This is a genomic window from Pseudoalteromonas sp. SANK 73390, assembly GCF_054966645.1.
On record NZ_ARPN01000127.1, the window covers coordinates 1 to 12,839 of the forward strand.

The window sequence follows — 12,839 nt, forward strand, 5'->3', positions numbered from 1 at the left end:
ATTCATAACGACTTCCTTAAATGGATTGAATATTAAAAAACCAAAACCTTCCTCAATCCTATAGAAGGCTTGGTTGATATACTTAAAATGGCGTTTGCAACATCAATATGCTTGGAACCTGCTTCGGGTATAATATCCTTAAGAGTTGATAGCCAATTCCTGAAATTCCGTTCATAAAGCCAACTGACTCAAAATTTTTCCCATCTTTAAAAATTCCATTTGCATTTATACCTTGTAAATGCCGACCTAAATGGGAGTAGATCAATGAATCAGAGGTAATATCGGTATTCGATAAAGTTTCGTTTAACTGAAATTGCTGGATGAATTCTAAATTACCAAAGTGACCATGACATAAGACATAACTGCGAAATTCTTGATTTGAAGTTATATGCCGATAGGCTAATTTAATGTCTCTAATGAATTCATCGTCAAATTTATTATCAAACTGGCCTAACATGATTAACTTGCTATAACCAATTCCCATTGAACCACTACACCACGCTGGCATAGAGCAACTTTCTTGCTGGGCTTTAGAGGTATAACGAAGGTCTCTCCAGTTGCCTGTTGAGTCGCAATACGTTTTTCTTTCATACTCGAACACCTGAGAAGCTATGTCTAAATACCTAGGATCAGGGGATAACTGGTTTAATTGGGCTAGCGCAAATACCATGCCACTGCTTCCATGAGAAAAGCCTGTCAATATAGTATTTTTTAGATTCCCGTTCTTCCAACCAACTCGTTCGTTGTCGATTACGAAGGAGCGTAATAAATGCTCACCAAATTCATATGCCAACGAGAGTGCAGTTTTACATGCAGTCACCTTGTAATAAGATAACAGACACAATATCGCCCCAGCACTTCCTGCTTGAACATCGAAAGTTTTATCTGAAGTCACTTTAATTTTTAGTTTAGCTATAAAAAGCTTACCAAATTCAAGCAGCTTGGGCTCTTGCCAAAGATGAAATAAATGAGAGATAGCATAAACTACTCCACCTAGTCCATCGAAAGCACCACAGGGCTCACCTTTAAAATTATCCCCGCTTAAACTTTCTAACAACTTAAAGAATGCACTTTTTATCAATGTAAGCTTTTCTTGTGCTGGGAAAATCGATTCTTCATAAGCTAAGTATATATATATGCCTAGCAACCCATCATGCAATTGATAATTCGTACTATCGAGACATAATAGCCCGCCTTGGTTAACTTTATATAATGGCCAAAAAATATAATCTGGCGTCATTGAAGCCTGATTAAATATAGTGTCATAAATTACATTGCTGTATAGGGCAAGTGTATTTTTAGATACTGGAGGAAGAAGGTTAAACGTTCCCTTCAATAATGATGGATTTTTCAGATTATTAAGATTTAAACTCACTCTGATTATTTTTTCTTGTGCTTTTAAATCTTCATCAGACAATCTATGCAGCTTTGTCATTACGAGTTTAAAGCTATCTGAATAAAAATAGTCAGAATGCAATAGCTGGCTTTCGAAATAGACTGACTGTTCACCTATTTTAGTTGTAAAAAGTGGAATATCACCCTGTAATAAAGCTCTTTTTTCAGCATCTAACAACTTTGAAAGAAACGTTCTTCTTTTTGCATCTATCCACAATCGTTCAAATGAAAGCTCTAGCTTTACGCCTGATTGTTGATAGTAAGGTTGATACGAATTTTTAAGTAACTGACTATAAACGCTTGTTGGCCTAGCAACATAACGTGATTCAATACCTTTGAATTTTAAAAGCTGAGCCGGGAGTTTGCTTTTTAGTGCTAGCAAACAACGATAGCCCGTATTAAAACCCAAGAGAAAGTCATCTTCGTAACCATTAACAGGAATATCTCGACCTTTAAAAGACGGTAAACTACTACGCTCAATTGTCTGACTATAATCAGAAATTGAAATAATTGCTGCGCAATCTTGCTTATAATTCTCGACCTTAAATTGTGGTATTAGGTGAGTTTTAAGTACAGAATGTTCTAGCGGATCAAATCCATTATCACATGAAATGGCATCATCTCTTTGATGAAATAAGCTTTCTAAATCAACTATAACTGGTGAACTTCCTTGAGAAATTACATTTTCAAAGTGAATATCTTCTGCTTCTAATAGATATAATATGCCCAGTAAATAACCCGAATTGTAGTAATACTTTTTTACAGTGTTTTTATCTGAACACGGCTTGCGCCCTATATACTCCATCCAACCATAGTTTTCTCGTAATAAAAACTCTGGCTGATATACATTGAATGTTTTATCATTTTTTTTAATAAAGTTGATGAATTGATAAAACTGATAATCCAGTTTTAGAGCTCGCGGCTTATAGCATATTTTTTTACCTGACTCGAAAGTACAAATTAATACAAATCTACCTTTATTATGGGTGTCTCCTATCTTACTTGAAATTGCAATGAGTTTACCCGGAGGGACTGAGTTAAAAAACTGCTGCTGTATTAAATTACTATCGTGCACTAAATGTGAAGTGAACTCACACATATAATCAATCCAAAAACTAATAAACTGATTAACTTGCCGCCATAAAGCAGGAAACTGGTTAAAAAACCTAGAGCGAAAGCTATGGCTATTCGTTGGTTTTAGATGATATTTTTTTTCAAAGAAGACAATTCCATTATGGCAAATCGACAACAACCTCTTTATCATTGTAGGCATAAGAGATTGAATAAACCTGTCTGAGTCCAACAGTGAGCTTTCTTTAGAAGTAATATTTTCTTTGAGGGTAGCTAAAGCTACTAGTAATTCAGGCTCAAGAAATACTAGTGACCCTAGCTTTTGATCAAGTTTAAAATTTTTAGTTAACTGTATTGGTTTTGGCATATCTATTAAACTAGCTAATGACTCTTGCAGCCAGTCATCTGAAAATAATATATCTAGTGTAGTTTTATCCAATTTATTGTGCTGTTTCCACATCGATAGCAGTTCTGGATCATTAAAAGGAGATAAAGGTGTCAATGTGTTCAAATCAAATGTACATGAAGTGACTATTTTATTATGTGTACAACTAACAAGTGCATATTTATCACTTAATGTTAAGGCACTAGCATTAAATCCGTGCTTAAAGACTGGACTTCTACAAAGCTGACTAAAGCCTTCTATTAGAGTTGTTCTTTTTTTTTCCTCAATTTGATTGTCCATATCTCAATACCATAATTAATTCTCTAATGCGCTAACTCACTATGACTTGTATAATGAATTTTGGGGTATAAAATTTGAGCCAATAAATTTAAAATATGAGACAGAAATAAAATACTATACAAAAACAACCATTTAACTTTGACATTACCTAAACTACACCTAGCCGTAGGATACGTTTAACTTATAAAATAAAGTTCTGAACTAAATTCAGAGCTAAATATGCCTAAACATAAAACAGCGCAGCAATAGTTGTAACTCATCGAGCAACAGGAGCTCAACTCCAAACCCTCTCTAGCCCTGATGGATCTCCGCTCCTTTGGTGATCATCCCTTTTTTAATTCGGTAACTTGTTATTCCCCTTGGTACTACTAGATTTCAATAAGACGGTTTTGAGAAGTTTCCCGTTACTTTTATAGGTCCCCCCAGGAACTAACTTAATTATTTGAATTTATTGAAGGAATAAACGATCTTACTACCCTGAAATTGCAACTTTTTAAATCACACAGCCAAAACATTGCAATTTGAATATAAAAGATGAAACCTAAATCTCCCCCTCACACACCACAAAAACGATTGTTTGATATTGAAATTATTAACATTTTTTCACCGAGCCATAAGTTAGTGAAACTCGTAAAACCCATAGATTAGCAACAGCTAGAAGTCGAATTTAAACAGCACTATGGTAATAAATGCGCTGGCACAAAGCCCATTCGTCTTCCGCAGCTCTTGAATATCTCAAACAAATCCACAAATTGTCTGATGAAAATACAGTGGAGATCTGGTGTGAAAACCCATACTGGCAATAATTTTGTGACATGCAGTCTTTTACCATGTACTCCTTCCCAATGCTTGGCTTGGTATTGAGAAAGTATCAAAGGTTACTTACGGATCTGCGCCTTAAGAACAATTTGGTATTAGCATCAATATGTCGTTTGAGTTTATTGCACTTACTTTACTAGGGCGTGTTGGTCTTTGCTGGATGTTTTTTCAGTAGCAATTCGGGTATTTTGGCAAGTCAGGTGATATTGTAGAAAAAATATCCCAATGAAACTACCCAAAGGGGTCAACCAAAGGCTTACACTACACTGTCATACGCTAGTCGGCTTTTCTATTGCCTGCCGGCTTGTAAGTCTTTGTGTCAGTTGAGCTAAATCTTTTAAAGAAACTCATCATATATCACCATGGTTTTACTAGTGTCCGTCGCTTTGAGTATGGTGGTCACATACGATATTGCGAGTGATTTAGTGCAGTGGCTGCCTATCGCAGCTCAGCAGTTAACCCTCATCGAGTTTATAAAAGGTAATGTATTACCCGTTAAACAATTGCTGGTGGCAACATTAGCTTTATTACTTTTTTACCACTGTCAGCAGTCGCGTATTAAAAATCGAAACCGTTATTTTTGGTCTTTAATACACCCTTAACTACACTAAGCATATAGAAAGAATACCATTAACACCTTGTTTACCCAACCGGCTTCTCACGTTAATGAGCCCGAATGCTCAACCTTACTCCCCTTATATCAACAGCACGAACATGCATTACTTTTACAACTTTTGACGAGCAATTTATTTCGTTTTCCAATAACGTTTTTTTAGTTTAAAAAGTGTGGGTCAAAATAACCTAAGGTAAACAAAATGAAAAACACATTCCTTGGCATAATTGCTACATTAACTTTCGTTGCCACAAGTAGCATGGCTAACGAAAATACAGTAGCATCTCAAGAGTTAGTACAAGAGTTTACGCAAATGTGCTTAGAGTGGGCAAATAACGATGGTGTAGAAGCTGACGACCTTAAAAAGTACGTATTAGATTGTGTCAATGACGAGCTATCAAGCAGCAACTATCAAACCGTCAACAGCGTACAATTGTAATACTTTGAGTACATGAACCTCATTCATTACTGCATAAAAAAGCCGGGTTAACCCGTAATGCCAGTCAGTTAAGCTGATTGGCATTTTTATTAGTCGGATATATAGAAGCCTTTGACTTAACCCATCTACGATAACGCCTATCTTCTCGTTTTGGTGGCAATTTAAAGTAACTTAATTGTTCAAGTAATTGAGGCGATAGTATTTCTGCAAACTTTTCAAAAGTATAAAAAGCATCAAAAGTTGTAGCTAATTCTGTTTCAAAGCGCATAAAAAATCCGATATCAATAACTGATATCGGATTTTGAAGCATTCAAAAAACCGGTCAATGGATCGTTAAATATTTCTTAACTGATCAGCATTAGGGTTAACCCGGCTTTTTATTATTTTTTCTTTTTCGATGCTTTGGTTTCTATCACCCACTTACCGTTATCATAAGTTGCCTTCCAGCCAGTTGCTTTGCCATCAACCTCACTCATAACATACTGGCTTTTGGTTTTTCTTGAGTAACGAATTACAGCAAGGTTACCATCATCATCTTGCTCTGGTGCATCGGCTAAATAATAAAACTTAGGAGAGATCCTATCTCTAAAGCGTTTCAATTCAGCCACTTTTGGTGCACGCGTTTCTCTAGATTTAGGGAAGGTATGTGCAGCTAAGAAAATCCCTGATGCACCATCACGAAGTACAAAATAAGCATCTGACTTTTCACACTCTAGTTCAGGTAAATGCACCGGGTCTTCTTTTGGCGGCGCAGGTTCACCATTTTTAAGTAACTTACGAGTATTTTTACACTCCTCGCTACTACAACCAAAATACTTTCCGAAACGGCCAGATTTCAACTCCATATCAGAGCCACATTTATCACATTCGATAATGGGGCCGTCGTAGCCTTTTATCTTAAACGTGCCTTTTTCAACCACATGTCCCTGACAGGCTGGGTTGTTACCACATACATGTAACTTGCGAGTTTCGTCAATCAAATAGGAATCCATCGCTGTTTCACAGATTGGGCAGCGCTTCATTTGCATCAGAGTTTCTGTTTCAACGTCTTCAACATCTGCGGCGACTGCTTCATCTCCTGATACCAAGTTCATCGTGGTGGTACAGCGCTCTTTAGGCGGTAAGTTATAACCAGTACACCCTAAGAACACGCCAGTAGAAGCTGTACGAATACCCATTTTTCGGCTACATGTCGGACAGTCAATGTCAGTTTCAACCATGACATTTTGACGCATGCCGCCTTCGCCTTCATCTCCTGCAGCAACTTCTAACTGTTTTGAAAAATTAGCGTAAAATTTATCAAGTACTTGAGTCCAAACACGCTCACCTTCAGCGATGTCATCTAACCTGTCTTCCATTTTTGCGGTAAAGTCAAAGTTCATCAAATCATTAAAGTTTTCAACTAAACGATCCGTAACAATCTCACCCATTTTTTCCGCAAAAAAGCGACGACTTTCAACCCGTACATACCCTCTTTCTTGAATAGTAGATATAATAGATGCATATGTTGATGGCCGACCTATTCCTCGTTTTTCAAGCTCTTTTACTAAACTTGCTTCGCTAAAACGTGCTGGTGGTTTGGTAAAGTGCTGTTTCGGGTCAAGTGCGACTAAGTTAATTACATCACCTACAGCCACTGCAGGAAGAGACTGATCTTCTTCATTTTTCTTGCGAACTGAAGGCTGAACTTTGGTCCAACCATCAAAACGCATGACGCGCCCTTTCGCCTTTAAAGTATAATCATCAGCACCAACAGTCACGGTTGTTAAGTCATATTCTGCAGGCATCATTTGACACGCTACGAATTGACGCCAAATGAGTTCATACAGTTTTTTAGCATCGGCATCAACGCCTTCAACATGGCCTGATAACACATTCACATCTGATGGACGTATTGCCTCGTGCGCTTCTTGAGCGTTTTCTTTGGCGCTATACTTTATTGGATTGTCAGGTAAATATTTGTCACCAAATTGCTCGCCAATATAGTCTCGGCACATGCCTACCGCGTCATTCGATAAGTTCGTTGAGTCAGTACGCATATAGGTAATATAACCTGCTTCATACAGGCGCTGAGCGAGCATCATGGTTTTCTTCACCCCATACCCTAAGCGCGTGCTCGCAGCTTGTTGCATGGTTGAAGTAATAAATGGCGCGCTTGGTTTACTCTTACTTGGCTTTTCTTCAACCTTAACAACTTTGTAGTCACAGTGCTCAAGTACCTTTACAGCACCCATAGCTTGATCTTCTGTAACAGGTTTAAAAGCACTGCCTTGATACTTGGTTACTTCTAAACGAATTGCTAGTGTTTTTGCAGTAACATCAGCATGAACATCCCAAAACTCTTCGGGGATAAATGCTTTAATTTCTCGCTCGCGTTCAACAAGTAGCCTTACAGCAACCGACTGCACACGCCCTGCTGACAAGCCTCGTGCTACTTTTTGCCAAAGTAATGGTGACACCATAAAACCAACTACACGGTCCAAGAAACGACGTGTTTGCTGCGCATACACCATATCTGTATTTAATTGACCTGGCGCTTCAAAGGCTTGTTGAATAGCATTTTTAGTAATTTCGTTAAATACAACGCGCTTATATTTTTGTTCATCGCCACCTATGATCTGTTCAAGGTGCCATGCAATTGCCTCCCCCTCTCTATCCAAATCGGTTGCGAGATAGATATGGTCAGCGTTCTCTGCAAGTTTTTTAAGTTCCTGTACAACCTTTTCTTTACCTGGCAGTACTTCGTAATGGGGCTCCCAACCTTTCTCTGGGTCAATCCCCATACGTGCAACTAAGTTAACGTAATCTTTGGTTTTTTTATAAATGGCTTTCTCTTCAGGTGACATTTTTCTGACTTCGGCTGGGCTTTTTGTAGCCAAGCCTTTAGTCTTTCCTGCACCAGAAGTCGGCAAGTCACGCACATGCCCAACACTGGACTTAACGACAAAGTCCTTACCTAAGTATTTATTAATTGTTTTTGCCTTCGCGGGAGACTCTACAATTACTAGCGATTTGCCCATAGCTGCCTATTTTTGACCCATTTTGTCTGAGTTTCTGCCCATTTTGGGCGACTAATATTTATAGGTATATCTACAAACACCTATTGTTACAAGCTTTAAATACAATCTTTTAGCTGTTTAATGATTAATTACACAATTACTGTTGCTATTTTAAACAAAAAGTACAAAGCCAAATTTAAGCTGCGCAATATAATGGAAACAATAGAAAAATGCCAACCTGATGGTTGGCATTCAATGCTTTACTTATTACCCAGCATCCACTACACCCAAGGTAGCCGTGGTAATGACACCCGCAGGGGTCGTAAATACAATCGATATCTGTCCTTGTTTCTTCTGATTGGCTTCAATTTCTCTGCCAATTATAAACGCAATTTTGGACGCTTTAGTATCCATTGACTGGCTCACGGTCAAGTCGGTCGGACCAGAATACAGGCCATTATCCGTACTAATTGATATTTCAGTGCCCTGCGGTAGTGGATTATTATTGACATCACTAAAAAAGAGTATCACCTCGACTTTATCAATAGTACTATTACTAAAATCAATGCCCGTTACATCACAGTAATCCGCCGTATCAGAAGGCTCTAAATCCAAAGCTGTAATACCACCTACAAACACATCAGAACATGAGCTTGGTACCGTGAGATTATTACCTAAGCTAGAACCTGTAGGCACTGTAAATCGATACACAGGTACACTACCAGACATAATAATTTCTGCACTGTCGAACACATCAATAATTGATTTACTACATTGATTAGCAGCTTGTTGCTCTACCGTACAGCTTAATCCATTGTATTTTCTATCTCGATCAGTAAATACGCCATCACCATTACCATCCCAGAGTTTTTCAAAGTGACCCGCATCCGAATTAAGCGGAGAACAAGGGTTAGTTACACTATTTGGCAAGCAGTTTGTTCCTCCATAAACGCCATCTTCATTATCGTCCCTAAATGCTTCTGGCACATCGAACACAAGGCTAAATTCATTCTCATCGAATAAACCATTGCCATTCACATCATTAAAATTCTCTTCTCCATCGGTAATAGCGATTAGCGTGGCTCGCCCGGCAAGTGGAACACCCTCATCATCATTGGCCGCATTTAAGATACCATTAATACAAGGCGCTGATTGCTCACCATATAAATTACAGTTCCTGGTGCTTTCTAATACCGACTCATTTATTTGGTTATTCCCAACGTTAATAATTTGTTCGTGCGATGGATTTGACGTACCTTGTCCAATTAAATAAGAACGCTTTGCTGCGTAAAGCTTTTTCGGATTGTAAGAGCCCACAGTATTACCCCAGTAATTGGTAGAGCAACTAACTTGATTTGGTAACTCACAATCTATTGTGCTGCGAGGATCGCTTGATGGTTTATTGCTCACAAATGGAATAATATTTTGGCTCACCCAAGTTGCGCTGCAACGGCCATCGGTAGTTTCACATTCAAGTTCAGCATTAAACTGGGTACCATCTACGGTGCCAACCGCACCTCCTTCTGCACTGATAAACACTTTAGTACCATCATGTACGAAGTTGCCATATCTGTCTGCAACATTGACTTGTACTGGGATTTCCACATTGCTCACATTGAGTGTTTCAGTATTCACTGTACCTACTGAAAGCGACATAGTTGAGTTAACGGGCAAGCCACTGGTCACACTTAAACGGCTTGACACTGACATAATAGCTTTGTCTTGCGGGACCAAATCTATACTTCCCACAGGGCACCCGTCAGGCTTATTACTTGTCACATCACATGCATCAAAGCGCTCCTGCCAACAAGTGACTTCATCATTACTATTAGTTGGAATAAGATCTGCGGGTATAAAGCAAGCTTGAACCACAAAGCTCGAAGACACATTACCTGAACTCACAATCACTTTCGCTTCGCCTTGCGAGTCAGTACGTACACTATCTGGCACCAAAGTAGCATCACTGTGCTTAGCTCGAAGCCTAAAGTCTATCCGTTGATTAGCCGCACCGCCGCTTAAGCTATTAATAAGTTTGAATGAAAGTTCTGACGACTCTTTACGTTGAGGTCCACCTGTACCTTTTAGTGCCAATAAGCTTTCTGAAGCATCCAAAAACTCTATTGACTGTGGTTTAGCAGGAGAGACAGGGATCACAACTTGCTCACTAACAGAGTTGCCCCCTTTTGAAATAGTCACCGATACCGTATCACCAGTTGCAATATCACACCCCAGATTTTTATAAGTTGAATAAGCAATACCGCCCACACTGGTTGCGTTTGCATCAACCTCAGCTTTTTCGCCTTCAGCGCACCCAGACGAAAATGCAACATCTAGTGGCGTCGTTACATAACTGCCATTTTGATCTCTAATTTCCACGGTTAACAAAGTCGTTTCACCAGCACCAAGTGCAATATCATTACCTTGTGTATCTTTTTTAAGACCATTATCTATCGTTAACGCTAAATCTTCAGCGCCACTGGTAAATGCAAAACTCGTAGAAACATCGTTAAATGTCGCTGTCAATTGACCCGCTCCGCCTTGCAATGGCGGACGATATTTAAACAGTGCGAAACCAAAGTTATCGGAAACACTTTTTTCACCCGACAAGATTGTACCAATGTCCGCGGCTAAATTAATAAGTACGCCCGCAATACCTTGACCTGATTTAGTACTTGATGCTTCCACAAGTACATCAACTTCGGCAATCGCGTCTATGTTATTGGTTACAGTACAGGCTGAAGAAAGAGTTTCCAGTGATACACTGTCTCGCTCACTTTCCCATCCTGAAGGGCAGTTAGCCAACACCTTAATATTAAGTTTTGTACTGTCATCTTCTGCATCAGCTTCATCGCCAGAAGAGTAAAAAACAGTTTTATTGGTGACAAGGTTGCCTTCACTATGAGTGTAGGTTGCGATCACTTCACCCCAGCCACGATTCTCTCCACTTTCTATTGTGATGGTTGCGACACCATCTGAATTGGTCGCCCCCGTACCTGCTTCAGGACTTAGTCTGCCTGAGTGGTTTAGCTGAAATTGAATGAGTTTATTATTTAAAGGTTTATCATCTTGTAATAGCGTAGCAGTAACGATTCCAGCTGAGCCTTGTTTTATAGGATTAGTCTCGTCAAATAGCTTACCGTCACTATCTGCAACTGTAACTGTAAATGTAATGTCTCCATCAGTAGCGGATGTACCATCGCCATTATTCGTCGTTTTTTCAATTGAGCCACCACCGCCACAAGCAGTTAGTAACAAGCCAAGCATTAACATGCTAAACCAGCGCATAAAAGGCATTAACCTCTCTCCCTAGCAAATTCAAAGCAAAATTTTTCTCATACTACCTTAGAAAGTATAAAAAAATCACAGTTTTTTGTTATTTCTGACCGATTTTTTTTGGCCAAAATCAAGCGGCCTGTTAGGCTATGCAGATCTATTGACGTAAATCAGTACATACATAATATGCAAAAAAATAACAAAATGAGTTTAACGACTCGGATCATGCTCGGCATGGTATCTGGGATCGTACTAGGTTTATTACTGCAAGCGCTATTTTCTGGCCAAGCAGAATATCTTATCCCACTTGGCCTGTTTGATTTTCCAGTTAAAAGCTTTTTAGTCGATGGGTTGTTCCATGTTGGTGGGCAAATATTCATTGCCAGCTTAAAAATGCTGGTTGTGCCTTTGGTGTTTATTTCTTTAGTTTGCGGCACTTGCAGTTTAAGTGATCCTAAGAAACTCGGCCGTTTGGGCGGAAAGTCTATTGCTTTGTATTTGATGACGACAGCAATAGCCATTACTGTGGCTATTTCTTTGGCGCTCATTTTTACACCTGGAGTAGGCCAAGAGTTGCCAACCAATGCCAGTTACGATGCGCAGCAAGCACCTACCTTAGCGCAAGTTATCATCAATATGTTCCCAACTAATCCAATCAACGCCATGGCCAGTGGCAATATGCTTCAGGTGATTGTGTTTGCGTTATTGTTTGGTATTGCAATGGCACTATCTGGTGAACCAGGTAAACGCGTTGCTAAAGTATTTGATGACTTAAATGCAGTGGTGCTAAAGCTTGTGACTATTCTAATGAACCTAGCACCTTATGGCGTATTTTGTTTAATGGCCAAGTTATTCACTACCATTGAAATTGGTTTAATTTGGAGTCTTGCTAAATACTTTTTTGTTGTACTCGCAGCATTATTTATACATGCGCTAATTAACTACTCTATTATTTTGAAAGTACTCACTGGACTTAGCCCAATAACCTTTTTAAAGAAAATGAAAGATGCGTGTATGTTTGCTTTTAGCACGTCAAGCTCAAGTGCTACAATGCCTGTAACACTAGAAACCGCAACCAAAAAACTCGGTGCTCACAACTCTGTAGCCTCATTTACGGTACCCTTAGGCGCAACCATTAATATGGATGGCACGGCTATTATGCAAGGTGTTGCAACCGTGTTTATCGCGCAAGTATTTGCCGTAGATTTAAGTATTTCCGATTATTTGATGGTTATTCTTACTGCCACTTTAGCCTCTGTAGGCACAGCGGGTGTGCCAGGGGTTGGTTTGATCATGTTAGCAATGGTACTTAATCAGGTTGGACTACCAGTAGAGGGAATAGCTATTATAATTGGCGTAGATCGCTTATTAGATATGACCCGAACTGCGGTTAATGTAACGGGTGACTGTATGGTGACGTGTATCGTTGCAAAATCCGAAAAAGAGTTTGACTTAGAGGTATTTAACGACCCTAACGCTGCTAAAGAATTAGAAGAAAAAACCTCTTTATAACGTTATAAATACACAAAAGCCCGCATTAAATGC

Annotated in this window: 7 protein-coding genes; 3 read left to right on the forward strand and 4 right to left on the reverse strand. The window is 39.1% G+C overall.

Annotated elements, in window-relative coordinates:
- Positions 1-82: 82 nt before the first annotated feature.
- Positions 83-3,151, reverse strand: a complete 3,069-nt coding sequence (gene lanM / locus SANK73390_RS17520) for a type 2 lanthipeptide synthetase LanM (RefSeq protein WP_462767722.1) — start codon at positions 3,149-3,151, stop codon at positions 83-85.
- A gap of 1,193 nt (positions 3,152-4,344) precedes the next feature.
- On the opposite strand from lanM, the gene SANK73390_RS17525 reads away from it, so the two are divergent.
- The gene (locus SANK73390_RS17525) at positions 4,345-4,572 is read left to right on the forward strand and encodes a hypothetical protein (protein ID WP_462767723.1); all 228 of its coding nucleotides are present in this window, start codon (positions 4,345-4,347) and stop codon (positions 4,570-4,572) included.
- 213 nt (positions 4,573-4,785) lie between these two features.
- Positions 4,786-5,022: a hypothetical protein gene (locus SANK73390_RS17530; protein WP_462767724.1), complete on the forward strand. Its 237-nt coding sequence runs from the start codon at positions 4,786-4,788 to the stop codon at positions 5,020-5,022.
- Between the two features lie 64 nt (positions 5,023-5,086).
- On the opposite strand, the gene SANK73390_RS17535 is transcribed toward SANK73390_RS17530, so the two are convergent.
- The 3 genes from SANK73390_RS17535 to SANK73390_RS17545 form a co-directional block, all read right to left on the reverse strand.
- Positions 5,087-5,290, reverse strand: a complete 204-nt coding sequence (locus SANK73390_RS17535; RefSeq protein WP_462767725.1) for a hypothetical protein — start codon at positions 5,288-5,290, stop codon at positions 5,087-5,089.
- A gap of 112 nt (positions 5,291-5,402) precedes the next feature.
- Positions 5,403-8,042: a type I DNA topoisomerase gene (gene topA / locus SANK73390_RS17540; protein WP_462767726.1), complete on the reverse strand. Its 2,640-nt coding sequence runs from the start codon at positions 8,040-8,042 to the stop codon at positions 5,403-5,405.
- A gap of 246 nt (positions 8,043-8,288) precedes the next feature.
- The gene (locus SANK73390_RS17545) at positions 8,289-11,315 is read right to left on the reverse strand and encodes a hypothetical protein (RefSeq protein WP_462767727.1); all 3,027 of its coding nucleotides are present in this window, start codon (positions 11,313-11,315) and stop codon (positions 8,289-8,291) included.
- Positions 11,316-11,480: 165 nt separating this feature from the next.
- Here SANK73390_RS17545 and SANK73390_RS17550 point away from each other — a divergent pair, with 165 nt between their 5' ends.
- The gene (locus tag SANK73390_RS17550; RefSeq protein WP_462767728.1) at positions 11,481-12,806 is read left to right on the forward strand and encodes a dicarboxylate/amino acid:cation symporter; all 1,326 of its coding nucleotides are present in this window, start codon (positions 11,481-11,483) and stop codon (positions 12,804-12,806) included.
- Positions 12,807-12,839 lie beyond the last annotated feature (33 nt).